15 protein-coding genes and 4 pseudogenes are annotated in these 16,870 nt (G+C 63.2%); 14 read left to right on the forward strand and 5 right to left on the reverse strand.

Features of this window, described 5'->3' with window-relative positions; translation table 11 throughout:
• Window positions 1-370: 370 nt before the first annotated feature.
• A pseudogene (locus SKP52_RS13500) lies at window positions 371-1,679 on the forward strand (IS110 family RNA-guided transposase).
• 335 nt (window positions 1,680-2,014) lie between these two features.
• On the opposite strand, the pseudogene tnpC reads toward SKP52_RS13500, so the two are convergent.
• The 4 genes and pseudogenes from tnpC to SKP52_RS13520 form a co-directional block, all read right to left on the reverse strand.
• Window positions 2,015-3,597 (reverse strand): annotated as a pseudogene (gene tnpC, locus SKP52_RS13505) (IS66 family transposase).
• Between the two features lie 70 nt (window positions 3,598-3,667).
• Window positions 3,668-4,021, reverse strand: coding sequence for an IS66 family insertion sequence element accessory protein TnpB (tnpB, locus tag SKP52_RS13510; RefSeq protein ID WP_039575474.1), 354 nt, complete (start codon window positions 4,019-4,021; stop codon window positions 3,668-3,670).
• Window positions 4,018-4,359 carry an IS66-like element accessory protein TnpA gene (gene tnpA, locus SKP52_RS13515; protein WP_039581028.1) on the reverse strand — a complete coding sequence of 114 codons (342 nt, stop codon included), beginning with the start codon at window positions 4,357-4,359 and terminating at the stop codon, window positions 4,018-4,020. Before tnpA ends, tnpB begins: the two co-directional genes overlap by 4 nt.
• Before the next feature lie 147 nt (window positions 4,360-4,506).
• Window positions 4,507-4,845: pseudogene (locus SKP52_RS13520) on the reverse strand (IS481 family transposase); the annotation flags it as partial.
• Window positions 4,846-4,851: 6 nt separating this feature from the next.
• Between SKP52_RS13520 and SKP52_RS13525 the strand changes: the two are divergent.
• Window positions 4,852-5,200, forward strand: a pseudogene (locus tag SKP52_RS13525) (integrase core domain-containing protein); the annotation flags it as partial.
• 197 nt (window positions 5,201-5,397) lie between these two features.
• Here the strand turns inward: SKP52_RS13525 and SKP52_RS25455 are convergent.
• Window positions 5,398-5,874 (reverse strand): helix-turn-helix domain-containing protein, encoded by a 477-nt coding sequence (locus SKP52_RS25455; protein ID WP_081997358.1) that lies wholly within the window; start codon window positions 5,872-5,874, stop codon window positions 5,398-5,400.
• 364 nt (window positions 5,875-6,238) lie between these two features.
• On the opposite strand from SKP52_RS25455, the gene SKP52_RS13530 reads away from it, so the two are divergent.
• From SKP52_RS13530 to SKP52_RS13580, 12 genes are all read left to right on the forward strand, one after another.
• Window positions 6,239-7,075: a DsbC family protein gene (locus tag SKP52_RS13530; protein ID WP_081997359.1), complete on the forward strand. Its 837-nt coding sequence runs from the start codon at window positions 6,239-6,241 to the stop codon at window positions 7,073-7,075.
• Window positions 7,076-7,259: 184 nt separating this feature from the next.
• Window positions 7,260-7,574, forward strand: a complete 315-nt coding sequence (locus SKP52_RS13535) for a hypothetical protein (RefSeq protein WP_039575476.1) — start codon at window positions 7,260-7,262, stop codon at window positions 7,572-7,574.
• 137 nt (window positions 7,575-7,711) lie between these two features.
• Complete coding sequence (locus tag SKP52_RS13540) at window positions 7,712-7,978, forward strand: type IV conjugative transfer system protein TraL (RefSeq protein WP_039575478.1); 267 nt, start codon at window positions 7,712-7,714, stop codon at window positions 7,976-7,978.
• An 8-nt stretch (window positions 7,979-7,986) separates the two neighbouring features.
• Window positions 7,987-8,628: a TraE/TraK family type IV conjugative transfer system protein gene (locus tag SKP52_RS13545; protein ID WP_039575480.1), complete on the forward strand. Its 642-nt coding sequence runs from the start codon at window positions 7,987-7,989 to the stop codon at window positions 8,626-8,628.
• Complete coding sequence (locus tag SKP52_RS13550) at window positions 8,612-9,376, forward strand: type-F conjugative transfer system secretin TraK (RefSeq protein WP_039575481.1); 765 nt, start codon at window positions 8,612-8,614, stop codon at window positions 9,374-9,376. The genes SKP52_RS13545 and SKP52_RS13550 overlap by 17 nt, the downstream gene beginning before the upstream one ends.
• Window positions 9,373-10,665: a TraB/VirB10 family protein gene (locus SKP52_RS13555; RefSeq protein WP_039575483.1), complete on the forward strand. Its 1,293-nt coding sequence runs from the start codon at window positions 9,373-9,375 to the stop codon at window positions 10,663-10,665. Before SKP52_RS13550 ends, SKP52_RS13555 begins: the two co-directional genes overlap by 4 nt.
• A gap of 29 nt (window positions 10,666-10,694) precedes the next feature.
• Window positions 10,695-11,303 (forward strand): TraV family lipoprotein, encoded by a 609-nt coding sequence (locus tag SKP52_RS13560; protein WP_039575484.1) that lies wholly within the window; start codon window positions 10,695-10,697, stop codon window positions 11,301-11,303.
• Window positions 11,300-13,828 carry a TraC family protein gene (locus tag SKP52_RS13565; protein WP_039575485.1) on the forward strand — a complete coding sequence of 843 codons (2,529 nt, stop codon included), beginning with the start codon at window positions 11,300-11,302 and terminating at the stop codon, window positions 13,826-13,828. Before SKP52_RS13560 ends, SKP52_RS13565 begins: the two co-directional genes overlap by 4 nt.
• Entirely contained in the window at window positions 13,825-14,157 is a 333-nt protein-coding gene (locus SKP52_RS13570; RefSeq protein ID WP_039575486.1) for a hypothetical protein, read from the forward strand. Before SKP52_RS13565 ends, SKP52_RS13570 begins: the two co-directional genes overlap by 4 nt.
• Window positions 14,154-14,396, forward strand: a complete 243-nt coding sequence (locus SKP52_RS26135; RefSeq protein WP_054724994.1) for a hypothetical protein — start codon at window positions 14,154-14,156, stop codon at window positions 14,394-14,396. Before SKP52_RS13570 ends, SKP52_RS26135 begins: the two co-directional genes overlap by 4 nt.
• A 46-nt stretch (window positions 14,397-14,442) precedes the next feature.
• On the forward strand, window positions 14,443-15,069 hold the full coding sequence (locus SKP52_RS13575) for a conjugal transfer protein TraW (RefSeq protein WP_039581035.1): 627 nt from the start codon (window positions 14,443-14,445) through the stop codon (window positions 15,067-15,069).
• Between the two features lie 660 nt (window positions 15,070-15,729).
• Window positions 15,730-16,683, forward strand: coding sequence for a TraU family protein (locus SKP52_RS13580; RefSeq protein ID WP_039581037.1), 954 nt, complete (start codon window positions 15,730-15,732; stop codon window positions 16,681-16,683).
• Window positions 16,684-16,870 lie beyond the last annotated feature (187 nt).

The following is a 16,870-nucleotide window of genomic DNA, read 5'->3' on the forward strand; positions in this document are numbered from 1 at the left end:
GAAGTGTGCAAACTCCACCATAACGATGAACCCGGTGGCCACCAGCGACGCCGCATTCCGGGGTGGGGCATGCCCCACCCCGGAATACACCATCGCCTACACCGGAAATTACACCACGAGCGCGGACGCTAACGCCGTTCTGCTCGCAGACACGGCCGAAGATATGGCCGATCCATCCCAGTGGGCCGCCTTGGTCCCGCTGCACGAACTGTACGCCGTAGCACATTGGGAAGCGGCCTATCGAAGGGCCACAATGCCTTGATGGAGACAAGGGCGCGTAGCGCCCGCCGGCTTCATCAAGGCAGCCATGATCGGCCAGCAGGTCTCTAAAGAGAAGTTGTCGACACAACCCTTTGGAGGCTGACCGATCATGACCAAGCGTAATTCTACTCCACCCGATGCCGTGCTGGTAGCGATCGATATGGCGAAGCACCGCCAGGAGATTCTCCTTGAGCGACCGGAAGGCGGCCGCCGTCGCCGTATGACCGTGATGGCGACGAAGGCGGACTATGACCGGCTCGCGGACGAGCTGACCGCAATCGGCCGGCCCGTCATCGTCGGATTCGAAGCGACCGGCAACTATCACCGCACGCTGGCGCATCGATTACTGACCGCCGGCTTCGAGCTGCGCCTGATTTCCTCGGTTGCTTTGGCCCGGACCCGAGAAGCCCTGCACAATGGCTGGGACAAGAATGATTCCAAGGACGCGCAGGAGATCCTGCATATGCTGCGGATCGGCGCGACCCAGCGCTATGTCGATCCGCTGGCCGCGGGCATCAACGATCTGCAGGAGATGTCGAAGACACACGAAGCCATTTCCAAGGCGAAGACCCAGACATGGTACCGGATTCTGACGCATTATCTGCCGCTGTATTTTCCGGAGATCGAGCGCTTCGCGGGGAACAGCCGATCAGATTGGTTCCTGGCAATGATCGAGCGCTTTCCGACTCCGGGCAGCATCGCCTCGATCGGGCGCGAGGATTTCACCGAACAGGTCTGGCCGCTGATCGGTCGCAAGGTTTCCAAGGCCCGGGTGGTCAACGACATTTACGAGACGGCCTGCGCGTCGATGGCGCTGCCGATCGACGAAGATTCCACCGCCGTCAAAATGTTCCGCATGGTCATCGCTCAGGCACGCACCCTTATTCGGCAGCGCAACGAGATCGAGCGGATCGCCCATGATGCGCTGGCCGCGAACCGCGACTATCAACTCCTGCGCATGATCCCGGGGATCGGCCCGATCAATGCCCTGACGATCCTGGCGGAAGCCGGCGACCTGCGCCGTTTCGGCCACCATCGCCAGTTTCTAAAGTTCTGCGGCCTCGATCTCGCCACCCGACAGTCAGGCCTGTTCCGCGGACGAACCAAGCTGTCGAAGTACGGCAGCGCCCGATTGCGACGCACCTTCTGGATGGCGACCCAGGTTGCGATCCGGCAGCCCAACAACAGCTTCCGCGACAAGCTCGGGCGCTATGTTGCCGGGCATGCCGACGATCCTGATCGACGCCGCAAGGCGATGACCGCTCTCACCGCCAAGATGGCCCGCGTCGTGCACGCCGTCATCAAGACGGGAACCGAGTACCGTCCGTTCGTTGAACGGGCGGACACCAGATGGAAGGACCCCTCTCTGCTGTGCCGTGAGGGCGTGCCAAGATCTCTTGGCGCGACCCTGTAGATAATGTTTGGGCCTTCCATCTGGCATGCGCATCTCATCTTAAGGACGGTGAGGACCACGACCTCGACAATCGATGGATCCTGTGTTTGCTATGGCCGAGAGTGCTTTCCTTGACGATGGAAGCCATCTGGATCATAAAATCACCAGCGCCGATCACCCTCGGCGCAACGAGATCTGCTGGCCTTTTTCCGCTACGCCTTCCTAACATAGGACGTTATCTGTCAGGATGGTGTGGATCCTGGTAAGCGATAATTTTCCCCCACGCGGGGCGGACGGGCGCGGGCTTCGATTAGAAGCTGGCGCCTAATTTCGTTGTATCTAATTTCGATCGTGCTTTGCTCAGGCGGCGTTGGCGGTGGCACTCGTTTCGAACGTCATTTCGGCGGCCTTTGTATCGACCCAGTTCCCAGGTAGCAGGTCATCGATGGGCTCGCCGTCGCCGCGGGTGACGATGCGGGCAAGGACGTCGGCCAGGTAGGCGGCGGGGTTGATCGCACCCAGCTTGCAGGTCTCGATCAGCGACGCGATCGCCGCCCAGTTCTCGGCGCCCAGTTCGTGGCCCGCGAACAACGCATTTTTCCGTTGGAGTGCGATCGGCCGCATCGACCGCTCCACCGGGTTGTTGTCGATGTCGATCCGGCCATCGTCGAGGAACCGGACGAGCCCGGCCCAGTGGCTCAGTGCATAGTTGATCGCCTTGAGGGTCGGCGAGCCGCTGAACATGCGCCGGCGCTTGGCGTCGAGCCAGTCATGCAGCTCGTCGACGATCGGGCTGGCCCGCGCCTAGCGGACGGCAAGGCGCTCCTCGGGCGTGCGACCGTGGATCTCGCGCTCGATGTTGTAGAGCAGCCCGATCCGGTGCAGCGCTTCGGTGGCGATCGGCGCGCCATCGCCCTTGCCGCCGGCGTCGAAGAAGCCGCGGCGAACATGCGCCCAGCAATAGGCCAGCACCGAGGGTCCGCCGGGACGGCCCGCCTTGCCAAACTAGCCATAGGCTTCATAGCCATCGACCTGCAGGATGCCGTGATACTCGCCGAGGAGCTTCGCCGCCCACATGCCGCCCCGGCCCGGCATGTAGCTGTAAACGATCGCGGGTGGATCGACCCCGCCATGCGGGCGGTCGTCGCGGACCATCGCCCACAGGTAGCCCGTCTTCGTCTTGCCGCTGCTCGGCGCCAGCACCTTCGCGGTGGTCTCGTCGACGAACAGGCGATCGCTCTTCAGAAGCTCCGCCTTCTGCCGGTCGACGATCGGCTTCAGATAGCCCGCCGCGCGGCCGACCCAGCCCGCGAGCGTCGCGCGATCGATCGTCACGCCCTGGCGCGCCAACATCTGCGCCTGCCGGTAGAGCGGAAGGTGATCAGCGTATTTCTTGACGAGGATATCGGCGAGCAGCGCTTCCCTCGGCAGGCCGCCCGGCACCACATGCGCGGGAGCCTTCGCCTGCGCGACGCTATCGCCGCACGATCGGCACACCATCCTCGGCCGCACCGTCACGATGACGCGATATTGGGCGGGGATGATGTCGAGTCGTTCGGACCGATCCTCGCCGATCCGGTGCAGCGCACCGCCGCAGCCCGCGCAGCAGCCGGCCTCCGGCGCGATCTCGATCTCGTGACGCGGAAGATGCGCCGGCAGCGAGGCGCGGGTTCGTCCGCCGCACGCTTGCGCCGCGGCGGCGCGATGCCGGTGGCTTCCTCGCCCTGTTCGACCAGCAGTTCAGCTTCGGCCATCGATACGTCGCGATCTTCGAGCGCCAGCGCGAGCTGGCCGCTGTCGATCTTCTCCGACCGCTTGCCGAAGTGCATGCGATTGAGGACATCAAGAAGGTGCTGGAGCCGGGCGGAGCGGAGCCGTTCGGCGATGATCATCGCCTTTAGTGCCTCGACGTCGTCGGGCAGCTCTTCCACCCCCTCGCTCATGGTGCGGATGGATACATTATTTCGCGGTTTTCTGCCCGTTTTGTGCGGCAAGACGAGTCATTTTCACGGCCTATAACGCCATGACCGGACGCGCCACACGCGGGGCATGAACACGCGCCCAGTCGAGCCCTTCGATCAGCGCCGAAGCCTGCGCCGCGGTAAGGCTCATCACCCCGTCGCCGAAGCGCGGCCAGCGGAACGTGCCCGTCTCGAGCCGCTTCGTCACCAGCACCAGGCCGGTCCCGTCCCATAGCAGCAGCTTGATCCGATCGGCGCGCTTGCAGCGGAACACGAACATGATTCCGGAGAAGGGGTCGCGGTTCAGCTCGTGCTGCACGAGCGACGCCAGGCCCACCATTCCCTTGCGGAAGTCGACCGGCTTCACCGCCGCCAGCACCTTGAGCGGTCCCGGCGGGATGATCATGTCGACACCTGCACAGCCAGCAGCACCCGCTCGATATGGTCGGCCGTCACGCCGTCGGGAATGCGGATCGTCATGCCCTTGATGTTGATGCGGATCTCGGCGCCGCTGCCCTGCGCCTTCGGCTCCTCGACCATCGCCGGAACGAAGGCCGGCGCGTCGTCCGATTCCATCCGTTCGCGCGCTTCCCGGCGCCAGGCGTAGAGCTGCTGCGGCAGGATATCGTTCCGGCGCGCGATATCCGCGACGTTCGCCCGCGGCGCCATACTCTCGGCGATGATCCGGGCCTTCGCTTCCGGCGTCCACTGCCGACGCTCGCGACCCGCCGGGATCACCTCCATCGGGCGAGCACGACCGTTCCCGTTGCTTTCGAAGCTACTTTCGAACGTCGTTACATCGCCCATCGCTAGTTACGCTCCCGATACAGAAGGCGCGCAACATAACGATCTCAGAACATTCGAAAATGTGGGGGTAAATTAGCGCTTACGGATCCTGTATGGCACCGTCTTGATAAGCACGCGCAGGAAGGCTGCCGCGGCAAGCTTGGTCGCCCGGCGATAGATGCGGGCGAACACCAGCTTCGAGGTGCGGTCCACTTCGACATAGAGGAAGCCTCTTCCGCCTTCATAGCGCAGTTCCGCGATATCGACGTGGAAGTAGCCAATCTCATATTTCTTGAACTTCTTCGGCTTCTCCCGATCGGCTTTGGGCAACCGACTGATCCCGTGGCGTTGCAGGCAACGGTGCAGCGACGAGCGTGTCAGGTGTGGGATCACGTCCTTCAGCGCGATGAACACGTCGTCGAGCGGCAATCGCGCCTGCACCGGACACCGGATGTGTTCGAGGTGCTGGAACGGGGCTGCGCGCAAGTGGGTTATCCCGCCTCGATCAGGGCTGACAATGGCAGCGAATTTTATCTCCCGCGAGCTCGATCTGTGGGCCTACATGAAGGGCGTGACGCTCGACTTCTCGCGGCCTGGCAAGCCCACCGACAACGCGTTCATCGAGAGCTTCAACGGCAAGGAATGCCTTAACGCCCACTGGTTCATGAGCCTGGATGACGCGGTGCGAAAATGCGAGGCTTGGCGTAGGGACTACAACGAGGTACGACCGCACAGCGCGATCGAGAACAAATCACCGATATCGCTCATGTTGGCATCAGCGGCACATGGCCCGCCCTGATGTCAGCACGCTGGAAGGCTGCCAGCAGGGCGGTCCAGAAACGGGTAGCAGCTCAGAAGCCATCGAGTATCTTGGCAAGTTCTGGACGATCCTGGGATGTCGGTTTGCCCCAAACTTCGTCGTTCTGATCGCAATGCAACTCGGGTACGCAAATCCTTGTCCCTGGTTCACTTGACAAATTTTCAGAAGTAGCAATTTTAGCTCCTATCCTGAGTAGCAGGTAAAGATTGTGCTGTTCTTGACTGATTTTCAGCAGGGACTCGAACCTCGGCGCGCAGAGGTTCCTGGGCGCGTTCAAATTCGCCGCGGTGTGCAGCCCATCCTGCTCGTCTGCCGATATGAGTCCAGATCAGATATTCGATGTCGGCCCATTCGAATGGCGCTGGATCGATCGACGAAGCTTGGCTGTAGTCAGGGTCCAACAAGGGAAGAAGGACGAACGCGGGCGCGAGACGGAGCGCCGCTGCGCAACGTAAATGGTCATCGAGCGCCACGGCCGGGTTACCGCTCTCGATCTCTCGTAGCCAACGAACGCTCAATCCAACTCTGCGGGCAAGATGCTCCTGACTCAAGCGACGGCGAAGACGCTCGCTTTCGATGCGCCGCCCAGAGAACTCCTTGAGCTGATCCAGCGAAGCGACGCCGCCCTTCTCGCATGTCCTGGTGTCCGACATGAGCTTCCGTCCGAATAGTATGTGGTGCGCTAGCGCTCCATGCGAGGCTGGCTATCGCTGAGCGACACAGCAAGTAGAGATGCTTTCAGTCTATTAGCTTCGTTCATCTTCAACGATTTCAGTCTGTGTCGCGCCTGACGCAATTCCCTTCAATTCATTGATTCCAATATGAAAGTTGGAATCACGATGCTCGGCTGCGGCACAATCGTGCCGCCTTGGGGAACGCGCCTGCCCTCACGATTGCCGCTGGCTCACAGCGCGTCCATCTATCCCTCCGTTCCGACCGGCTGACTTATCACTGGCTGCCTCATCGGACGTTCACGCAACCCACATCGAACGGGCGCCGTCGCGCCAGGGAGGACTCATGTCATGCGATTCCGCGAACGATCGTGCTGCGCCTCGATTCCGGTTATCGTCATTATCGGCGAACGGCCCCTTCAAGAAACCTGCCGTCTTACTGGCGGCGGCCGCACTTCTCGCCTCGCCGGTCGTTAGTGCACAAGAGAAGACGGAGAAGGTGTTGCTGGCAAAAGCCGCAGCGGAGGCGGAGCAGCAACTCAAGCAAACCTTCACAAATCTCCAGTTCGATGATTTCGAACCGGCGCCGGTGAAAGGCGCGATCTATCAAGCGAGTGCTGGCGGCCGGATCGTCTATTATGCGCCCGAGAGCGAGCATCTCTTGTTCGCGTCGATCTTCGACAAGAACGGCGTCAATCTGACAGCCCTCGCGCAGGAAGCCGGCATCTCCAACCGTCTGAAATCGATAGACTCCTCACAGGCGCTTGAAATCGGCCCCAAGGATGCGCCGACGGTGATCGAATTTACCGATCCCGACTGCCCCTATTGTCGCGCGCTTAATCGATATTGGGCAGCGAAGGCCGCCGAGGGAAAACCGGTCCGGCGTCTCATATTCTTCGTGAGCGGCATCCATCCGGAAGCCGCGGCAAAGTCCGAGCACATCCTGTGCTCAGTCGATAAGGCGGTAGCCTTTAAAGCCATCTATTCGGGTGCCGCCCCGACAGCGCTGCGAACCTGCGCTGAAGGCCGCGGAAAGGTCGAAGCTCACGCCAAAGTGGTCAGCGCCGCTGGCGTCAGCGGGACGCCGACCTTGATCGTGGGGGGCAAGCTCATCTCAGGATTTCAGCAGGCCGAGATCGAGGCATTCCTATCCTCGGCGAAGACCAACCGTGTTTCTCGCTGAATTCCATCTCTTCATGGCGGCTGCTCGGACGCAGAGAGCATCATCGCTCTCGGTCCCAACGCACCGGAATGCCGGCGGCGACGCCCCTTCGGGCCGTCCAGCACCGCCGTCGGCCGACAACGATCACCATCGATGCCGGCAGGCAGAGTTCAGGGCGGCCCAATGCCCAAGAAAGCAATCATCCATGGTCAAAAAACTTACCAGAACCGTACTTTCGGCCGCCGATGTCGGCGTACCGGTCCTGCTTCTGTCGCTCCTCGCGGCAAGCGTCCACGCCTTTACCGCGCCCGTGGCGGGGGATCTCGGCTACGACATCTACGACATTGTCGTGAACCAGGGTGTCAAAGGCCCGCTCGGCTTCGTCGGGGGTGTCGCCGCCTTCCTGTTCGGCGTGTCGCGACTGTTCAGCAATATCATGATCGGCATCCCGACGATCGTCGCTGCCGTCTGCCTCATCAAGGCGGACAGCATCCTTCAGACCTTCGGCATGGTGATCTGACGGCATCGGAACGTGGGCAAGCATTCGGGTTCCACGCTCGCCCACGTTCCGGTCACCGGGAGGAAGTGCTCCCGGACCCTCGTCCTCGCTTTCGATTTGCTTCGCTGGTGAGGACCGTAGCAGGAGGAGAAGGGTCGATGGACGAACGCTTGCCCCAATATCTGCACAAGCCGGTTCAGATCCTGTGGTTCGGATCGGACGAGTTCGTGTTGGTGGTCACCACCATCTTCGTCGCCGTCATCGTCGGCGGACTGGTCGGTTGGGCGTTCATCGCGGCCCTTCTCCTTTTCCTGCCATGGAAGCGCGCGCAGCCGCGCGGTTTCCTCGCCCATCTCGCATGGCGCTGGGGGATGCTTCACTTTCGCCATTATCCGGGTCCGACCCAAACCCGATTTTACGAGTGAGGCCGCAGATGTTCTCGCGTCATCGCAAACCCCGAAGCGCGCCGGTCGACCCGCTGCTCGGTAAACCCGCCAGCTTCGGGATCCATCGTTACATTCAGGGCTCATCGAACCTCTTCGAAGAGAACCGGCTGCTCAAGTTCGCGATCGTCGGGCTGTTCGGCATTACCGCGGTGCTTGGCGCGGTGATTTACAGCTCGGACCAGAAAGAGCGCACGGTGGTCGTGCCGTTCGGTTCGGGCGGCGATCTCTATGTGACCGGCTCGAAGCCATCGGCCGCCTATATCCGCACGATGACGCGCAATATCGTCGCGCTCGCCGGGACCTATTCGGCCTACTCGGCCGACCGGCAGTTCCAGGAACTGCTCTCGATCGTCCACCCATCGGCGTACAACAGCATGCGCGACAGCCTGAACAGCATATTGGACGATCTCGCGAACAATCCGACGCTGTCAATCGCGACCTACATCCGCCCCGACCAGCCCGTGCAGTGGACCGACCGCGACATCCTGGTGCCAATCGAGAAGGTTCGCGTGATCGGCGGCGTCATCCGCAAGTTCCGCGGCGATCTTCGCATTCGCTACGCCGTCGAAAATGGCCGCTTCTGGCTCGTCGCGCTCACCGAGGAGAAATTCGATGTCCAGCCTCGCTAGGCTCGCGGCGGCGCTGCCCGTTGCCGCGCTGCTGTTGCCCGCGCCCGCATCGGCGCAAGCCATCACCGTCCTTCCCGACCAGATGAGCACGATCCGCCTCTCAAACCGCGACGTCAATCATATCGTCTGCGTCGGCGGCGAGATCGAGGATGTGAAATTCTCGGCCGAAAAGGCGATCGCGGTCGAGCGGGCGGGCTCCGACGCATGGGTCAAGTTCCTCGTCAAGGAGGTCGACGACATGGGAATGGTAACGCGCAGCTATGTGACGACGCCCTCGGAGTTCTTCATCAACTGCAACGGCGCCATCTATCCGCTCTATGCCGAACCCGCGGAGATTCCCGCGCAAACGGTCACGCTTACGCCCGGACGGCCGCAGCTCGCGCGGGCGAACGAGGAACTGCTTGGTCCGCTCGTCGAAGAAGAGCGGGCGGTGTCGGTCACGCTGGCAATGCTTCAGGACCGCGTGCCGGCGAGCTTCACCGAGATAGCGCCGCGGTCGGGGACGATCACGATTGCCGCCATCCCTTCGGCGCAGCTGGTCGAGCGGCGCCGTCTCGCGATTGAAGGCTCCGGCCTTTCCGTCTCCGAGTATCGTCTCGCCAGCGATAGCGACGCCGTTCTCGAGGAACGGCAGTTCTTAGACCGCGCCCTCGGCACCGACATCTTCGCGGTCACGCTCGACCGACTGAGCCTCAAGGCGGGCGAAGACGCGCGGCTGATCGTGATCCGCCGGGAAGACGGCGAATGAACGACACGCCCGAACAAGAGCCGCTCGATCTCGGCGAGGTCGGCAAACCGCTTCCGCCCGAGGCCACTCGCGGCCCCGCTCTTCTCGCATTCAAGGACCGCTGGGCGACGCTGAGTTCGAAACAGAAGCTGCGCGCCAAGCAGTTGGGTGTCGCGGGCGTCGTCGCGATGCTCGGAACCGGTCTCTACACGGCGAGTACAGGCGGAGATGAGAAGGCGCCCGAGGCGCCAGCGGCGACCAAGCTCGACATGGGCGCCGGTCTGCGCGGCGACAGCCTCGAGACCAAGCTGCGAGGCGACCTGAAGAAGATCCTCGATGGCCAGACCTTGCTCGGCGACCGCGTCACCGCGATCGAGGAGGGCAAGGTCGTGCCCGGCAGCAAGCCAGGCGCACCTCCCGACGGCGACCCCGGGCTTCCCCCGGCTCTGCCGGGCGCGATACCAGATTATCCACCCGCGCCCGGCGATGCCGAAATCGCGACAGGCGAGATCCCGCCACCTCCTTCACCACCGGCGGCGCCCCCTGCTCCTCCTGCGCCCCCGGTTGAAAAGGCCGTCGGCGGGATCGGCACCGCGGTGACCGCTCTCGGGACAAGCGCCGCAGCCGACGGCAAGAATGCACAGTCTGGCGCTAAAAAAAAGACCCGGACGATCTATTTGCCGCCTGGTTTCATGAAAGCGCGGCTGCTGACCGGGATCGACGCGCTCGCGAGCCGCGATGCTACCTCGAACCCCGAACCGCTGATTGCGCGCGTCCAGGCGCCCGCCGTGCTGCCGAATGACGTCAAGGCCAATCTCTCGGGCTGCTTCGTCATCGGCAATGCAACGGGCAGCCTCGCCAAGGAGCGGGTCGAGGTCCAGCTCGTGTCGCTGTCCTGCGTCGATTTCGACGAACGCTCGGTGGTCGACCAGCCGATCAAGGGTTTCTTCGTCGACACCGACGGCAAGAAGGGGCTGTCGGGCAAGGTGGTAACGCGCGCCGGCGCGAGTCTCGCGCGCGCCTTCATCGCCGGCACGATCAGCGGGATCAGCCAGACGGTCGAGAACACGGTCGGTGACGTGTCGACATCGGCCTTGGGTTCGGTGCGGACGCTCGATGTCGGCGACGCCGCCAAGGTGGGGATCGCCGGCGGCCTCTCGAAGTCGTCCGACAAGCTCACCGACTTCTATCTCGATCTCGCGCGGCAGGCGGGACCTATCGTCGAAGTGGGCGCCGCCAAGGACGTCGTCGTCGTCATCCAGGAAGGCGTCACGCTCGAGATCAAGCCGACCGCCGGGAGCAAGTTCTGATGCCCCCGCCCATCCTCGGAGGAATATCGATGACCGATATGTCAAACCGGCGCCGCGCGCGCCTCTGCTCAGCCGCACTCTTGCTTGCCGGCGTCTTGCCACTCTCAGGGTGCGCAACGCTCGGCTCAGCGATGTCGCCGTACAGCGAAAAGTTCAGCTGCAAGAACGACGATCACGGCCAGTGCATCCATCCCGAGAAAGCCTATGAGGATGCGGCGGAGGGCCGGGCTTCGCGTTCGGACCCGGCGGTGACACGCGACAAGATATTGCTCAAGGCGAACCAGCGCGGCACCGCGCGCCGAGGACGCAGCGATGCTGATGCCTATGGTGATTACCGCGACAGCGTCTACCGGGAGCTTCAGGGGCTGATCGAGGCGCCCGAGACGCCGATGCTGCGGCCGGCGCAGGCGGTGCGAACACTGATCCTGCCCTATGCCGATCGGAACCGGCCCGACCGGCTCTACATGTCGCGCTTCGTCTATTCGGTGCTCGAGACCCCCTCCTGGGTCGTCGGCGGCTATCTCGTGCCGCTGGTCTCAGCCGCGGCGCGCGTGCCGGTGCTCGAGCAGATCCGCGAGGTGCCCGGAAGCGAACTGACGCCGCCGGTTGTGCCCGCGCGCGCGGAGCCGCGGCCATGAAGGCGCCCGGAACCGGCGGTGGTCTTACCTTCTCCGACCTGCACCGCGCCGTTGCGCGCGACCGCTATTCGGATTTCCTCCCGCTCGTCGCCTGGGTCGAGGAAGAGGAAGCCTTTCTCTGCATCGATGATGGCTGGGGCTATGCTTGGGAGTTGACCCCTGCCGCCTATATGTTCGCGCATGTTCACCAGGCGCTGCTCGGCCTGTTCAACGTCCAGTTTCCCGAGAACAGCGTCGTCCAGCTTATCAGCTTCGCCGACCCGCTGATTGCGCCAGCGCTCGACGCCTATCTCGACCTCAAGACCCGGCCAGATCCGCTGATCCAGGCATCGGCGCGCCGGACGCACGCTTATCTGAACGAAGGCCGGGACGGGCTTGGCGCGCTCCACGGCATTCCGGTGCGTGATTTCCGGACCTTCCTCGCTGTCAAAACGCGCGCCCCCATGCACAGCGACCTGCGCCGCCAGATCGAAGAGCAGCTTGCCAAGCTCGGCATTCGCCGCGTCGAGCCGCACGAAATGATCTCCTTCTATCGCCGTATCTTCAACGGCGTCTTCGAGGACGCTCCTGGCGTATTCGCCAGCGGTGCAGCCGGGCACCCCGCCCCGCCGATCCGCAAGCAGATCGTCGATGCCGGACCCGATCTCGCTTTCGACGGACCCGAAGTGTTCCTCGGGGGCCAGGTCGCACGCTGCCTGACGCCGAAAGCGCCGGCGAGGCGGGTTACCGCGGAACGCATGAACCGGCTGATGGGCGGGATGCGCGGGAGCGCCGAGGACAGCGACCAGATTGGCGGCCCCTTCCTCTATTGCCTCAACATCCTCTTCGACCATTCGCAGTTCGAAATTCACAAGCGCGCCCAGATATTGTCGGCGCAGAAAGCGGCGGGCAGCTTTGCGGTCGAGGTCGGCAAACAGATCGAGGAAATCGGCTGGGTGCTCGACGAGGCCGGCAACAGCCGTTTCGTCTCGGTCATGCCGACCGTCTGGGTGTTCGGCCGCGATTCCCATCACGCCCGCGAGATGGCCGCGCGCGCCAAGCGCCTCTGGGAAAGTGAACCGCTGCCCTGGATGGTGCAGGAAGAATCCTACCTCAATCCGATCTTGCTGACCGCGAGCCTGCCGTTCGGCCTTTATCCCGAGCGCCGAACGATCAAGATGCTCGAGCGCGATTTCCGGATGCCGGTGAAGGCGGCAGCGCTGATGGTGCCGATCCAGACCGACTTTCGCGGAGGCGGCCGCCCTGCCCTGCTCTATGTGGGCCGCAAGGGTCAGCTCGTCACACTCGACCTCTTCGATCCGCGCATCAACAATTATAATTTTGTGGTCGCGGCCGAAAGCGGCGCGGGCAAGAGTTTCCTCCTCAACGATCTCTGCCGGCAATATTATGCCCAGAACGCCCTCATCCGCATCATCGACATTGGCGGTTCCTACCGCAAGCTCTGCACCCTCTGCTCGGGTCGTTATATCGACGTCGGCGAGGAACGGCTGGTTCTGAACCCGTTCGACCTCGGGCTCGCGCTCGACGGCGAGGACAAGCATTCGGCGATCGCGATGGCGGTCGCGATCGTTGCCGAGATGGCGAACGCGGCGACGCGCAAAGGCGTTTCGACCTCAGAATGGAATCTCATCAAGTCGGCCGTCCAGTGGACGATCGATGGGGGCTATGCCGATGAAGGCATCGACTGGGTCCGCGCCTGGCTCGGTGCCTATCCGCAATTTGCCGCAGCCGATCTCGACCGTGTCGAGCATCTGAAGCCGGTCGCGCGCGAGCTCGCGTTCAATCTCAGGGATTTCGGCTCGGATGGCGCTTACGGGCACTTCTTCAACGGGCCGTCGACCTTCGACATCTCCGCCGACGAGTTCGTCGTCCTCGAGCTCGAGCGGCTGAAAGCCATGCCTGACCTGTTCAACGTCATCGTCATGGTGGTGGTAAATGCGGTGACGCAGGAGCTCTACCTCTCGGCGCGCGACCGGCCCCGCTTCGTGCTTTGTGACGAAGCAGCGCAGTTCATGACGAAAAGCGATGGTCAGGATCTGTCGCGGCTGGCTGAAGCCTTCGCACAAGGCTACCGCCGTGCCCGCAAATATCAGGGCAGCTTCGGCATCGTCCTCCAGTCTATGAACGACCTCACGCTGTTCGGCGGCACAGGCCAAGTCATCCTCGAGAATGCGGCGACGCGGTTCCTCCTGCAAGGCTCCACCTATGATCGTGCTGTCGAGAGCAAAATTCTTGACTATTCCGGGTTCGTCCTCGACCTCCTGAAATCGGTCCGCAACAACAAGCCGAACTATAGCGAGGTCTTCATCGACTCTCCGCTCGGGCTCGGGGTCGCGCGGCTTGTCGTCGATCCCTTCAGCTACTGGATCAACACCAGCGCGCCCGGCGAAGTCGCGGCGTTCGAAGCACTGATCCGGGCCGGGCGATCGCCGCTCGAGGCTGTGTGCGAGCTCGCCGACGTCGATCCCCGCGAGATATTGGGCGATCGCCGCGACTTGCCGCGAGCATCGGAGCCAGCGGCATGAAGCGGCCTTCGCTCCATCCCGACGAGCTAGCGATGCAGCTCGACGCCATGTTGCCCGCCGATCGGGCGCTGTTCGACGCGGCCGTTGCGGCAGTGGCCGAGCGGCAGGCACTGGGTTGGCGGTTCCGGCTCGTCATGATCGAATCCGTCATGATGGCTGGCCTCGTTCTCATCGCCGGACTGCTGGTTGACCAGCCGACGTCGCTGTTTACGCAGGCGTCGGTGACGGTCGGAATCGCTTGCTTCGCAAGCGGGCTGCTCCTGATCTGGCTCTCGTCCGTGACGAGCGGTCTGATGCTCCGGTGGCGCGGTCATCGGCGGACACGATGAACGGCCTCCTCTCCCACGCTCCTTCGCCCATCGCGGTCAGGTTGGCCGTCGGTGGCCTGATGCTCGGCCAGGCGCAAGCCCTCATCCTCTTCGCCGCGCCCGGCCCAATCGCGAACTCGCCGCGATCGCTCATCGTCGTGCTGAGCCTTCTCTCGTTGGTTTCACTTGTCGGTGCGATCATCGGTGTTGGCAGCTCCGATCCGCGAGAAAGATGGAGGAGATATCGTCGTGGAACATGATCGCGGTAGCATTCGAGTGGCCGCCTGGCAGTTTGGCACCTCGTTGATGCTCGTGTTTGGGGCATTCGTCATCGCCGCCACGGCGCGTGGACAGACCGCGGCGGTCGGGCGCACCTGGGCGATCGCTGAACCCGATGCCCTTTCTGAAATCGAGGCGCGCGTTGCGCAGCAGCCGAAAAGCATCGCGGGTCGTTTCGGTCCGCGTGAGAAGTGGAGCGCAATGCAGTCAGCCGCACTCGGCGTTGCGCGCGCGAACAGGAAACGAAGCGTCGTGCCGTTCCACACGCTCGATTTTGAGGTCCGGTTGGACGACGGCAAACTGCTCTATCCCAAAGGCTACACCTTCAACCCCCTCACCTATGTGTCGATGCCGCAGCGCCTGATCGTGGTTCATTCGCGCGACCTGAACTGGGCGCTTGGCCACGCGCGGGCGAGCGACTGGATATTGCTCGCCGGGGGCGGCCCGGAGGTGACCGACCCGATCGCACTCGGAGAGAAGGTTGCGCGCCCGCTGTTCATTCTCGAAGAGCGCGTGAAGGAGCGGCTCGATCTTCGCGTTGCGCCGGTCATAGTCGCGCAGGTCGGACAAAAGCTCGAGGTCAGCGAGTTCGCGCTTGAACGAAAAGGCCCGGCTCCCGCGAGCCAAATCCTACGCTCGGCGAGCACGCCGTAATTTCGCCAGCTCTTTTTTGGCGCCTTCATCCAATCGCAAATCCGGTCATCCGCCTATTCGGACGCCGCGACCCAGGGGAGCTCTACTCGGAAACGAAGACAGAGTTCTTCATCTTGACGCCCGCCTGGCTTCGGCTGGACGGGCGTCTTTTTTTACTTCGATGAAGTTCGCAAGATTCCGCAGGGTCCCATTTGGCCCGATCGTCGACTTCGTTGATGCCTGGAGGAACTCGCTTCGCAAGAAGCGAGCTTTGGTGCCTTCCCTTCGCCATGGTCTGGTCCGCAAGGACGCGACGGGACCGCGAGCAGACATCTGATCGGCAAATCCAACCTCAGCGTCACGGAAGCCGGCCCCGCACCGCTGATAGCGGCAACGATGTGCCCATCCGCGGCATATCCTTTCCCATCTGGTTGCGACGAGCATGTCGGCGGGTCCATCTCCGCTTCGGGCAGGCCAATCGCCCATACAGAGCGCCGAAGCCTCATCCAACCTTTTCAGCGCCCTACCTGGCGGAACGGAGAAGTCATGCCAGCTTGCCGACACTTGCGCGCGACTTCCGCATCGGGGAGCAGCGGCGCCAGGCGCCAAGTCGAGCCGAAGAAGACGCGCCGGTCCTTTCGCTGGGCGGTACCCGTCGGGCTCGGCGCAGTTCTCGCTTTCATCCCCGCTCCAGCGCAAGCATCCAAATGTCCGAGCGACACGATCTTCAACCCGATCACCAAGGTGCGTTGGAACTGCATCTTCCCCATCACCATCGGCGGCGTGCGCGCCGGCAGCTACGACAAGCTCGACAAGGCGCTCGACGCACAATCGGCGTCGAAACCGCTGTGTGCGTGCCGCAAAGGTGCAACCTTCTGGTTCGGTGTCAAGGTCAGTTTCTGGACTCCGAACCGGATGATCGACGTGGTGACCGAACCCGGCTGCATGATGGCGCTCGGCACGGACATCATGGCGACCGGCGGCAAGCTCCAGGGCAGCCAGTCGTCGATTTCGGACGGCACGAACACGACGAAGTTGTTCGCGCAGATGCACTATTATGTCGCGCCGGTCTGGAAGATGCTCGACATGTTCAGCGATCTTCCGTGCCTCGAGGATGACGGTTTCGACGTCGCGCTGATGACCGAGGTGATGCCGACCTGGCAGTCGGGGACGCTGGGAGCGATCATCCAGCCCGAAGGCATCCTGTTCGGCAATCCCGCGGCCGGCCTTGCCTGCATGTCCGACAGCGCCGCGGCGGCAGCGGGCAAGGTCATCGACCCGCTCTTCTGGTGCATGGGCAGTTGGGGAAGCACCTATCCTGTCGCCGGCGACATTCACATGGGCGACCGCGTCGAAGCCTGGGCGGGGCTGGCAGCGCGCGGCACGTTCATGATGGGCCGGCTCGGCGCGCTGACCATCCATTCGGCGGACGGCTGCTCGTTCAAGCCGCAGCCGATCTGGACCAAGAGCCGATACAAACTCCAGCTCATGGAGCCGGTGAAGGGCGGCAAGTGCGTCAACATCGGCCGTCCCGGCGCGCTCTGGACCTCCGGCAAACACGCGCCGGGCAAGGACAACGCCCAGTTCATGCTCTTCGAGAAAGCGATCTGCTGTGCCGGCATTTCGACGCCCTGACCCGGCACTCCCCGATCGTCTCGTGCGCAGCCCGGAATCGGCCCGGTCTGCCCGCCACAGCCCCGGTGGCTGCCGGCAGGCGCGCGAGGCGGGAGCGGCGCCCTGCCCCCTCTCGGGCGCCGCTCCACCTGCAGACGATACGGGTAAATTGCCATCGCCACAAGCGAGACCGGCCCTGATCCCGCCG

This window comes from Sphingopyxis fribergensis (assembly GCF_000803645.1).
Taxonomy (GTDB): Bacteria; Pseudomonadota; Alphaproteobacteria; order Sphingomonadales; family Sphingomonadaceae; genus Sphingopyxis; species Sphingopyxis fribergensis.

Bases quoted from the DNA above. Each gene is read 5' to 3' on its own strand.
- tnpB (WP_039575474.1), bottom strand. From the start codon at position 4,021: ATGATCATCCCGCCGGGACCGCTCAAGGTGCTGGCGGCGGTGAAGCCG.
- tnpA (WP_039581028.1), bottom strand. From the start codon at position 4,359: ATGGAGGTGATCCCGGCGGGTCGCGAGCGTCGGCAGTGGACGCCGGAA.
- SKP52_RS25455 (WP_081997358.1), bottom strand. From the start codon at position 5,874: ATGTCGGACACCAGGACATGCGAGAAGGGCGGCGTCGCTTCGCTGGAT.
- SKP52_RS13530 (WP_081997359.1), top strand. From the start codon at position 6,239: ATGTCATGCGATTCCGCGAACGATCGTGCTGCGCCTCGATTCCGGTTA.
- SKP52_RS13535 (WP_039575476.1), top strand. From the start codon at position 7,260: ATGGTCAAAAAACTTACCAGAACCGTACTTTCGGCCGCCGATGTCGGC.
- SKP52_RS13540 (WP_039575478.1), top strand. From the start codon at position 7,712: ATGGACGAACGCTTGCCCCAATATCTGCACAAGCCGGTTCAGATCCTG.
- SKP52_RS13545 (WP_039575480.1), top strand. From the start codon at position 7,987: ATGTTCTCGCGTCATCGCAAACCCCGAAGCGCGCCGGTCGACCCGCTG.
- SKP52_RS13550 (WP_039575481.1), top strand. From the start codon at position 8,612: ATGTCCAGCCTCGCTAGGCTCGCGGCGGCGCTGCCCGTTGCCGCGCTG.
- SKP52_RS13555 (WP_039575483.1), top strand. From the start codon at position 9,373: ATGAACGACACGCCCGAACAAGAGCCGCTCGATCTCGGCGAGGTCGGC.
- SKP52_RS13560 (WP_039575484.1), top strand. From the start codon at position 10,695: ATGACCGATATGTCAAACCGGCGCCGCGCGCGCCTCTGCTCAGCCGCA.
- SKP52_RS13565 (WP_039575485.1), top strand. From the start codon at position 11,300: ATGAAGGCGCCCGGAACCGGCGGTGGTCTTACCTTCTCCGACCTGCAC.
- SKP52_RS13570 (WP_039575486.1), top strand. From the start codon at position 13,825: ATGAAGCGGCCTTCGCTCCATCCCGACGAGCTAGCGATGCAGCTCGAC.
- SKP52_RS26135 (WP_054724994.1), top strand. From the start codon at position 14,154: ATGAACGGCCTCCTCTCCCACGCTCCTTCGCCCATCGCGGTCAGGTTG.
- SKP52_RS13575 (WP_039581035.1), top strand. From the start codon at position 14,443: ATGCTCGTGTTTGGGGCATTCGTCATCGCCGCCACGGCGCGTGGACAG.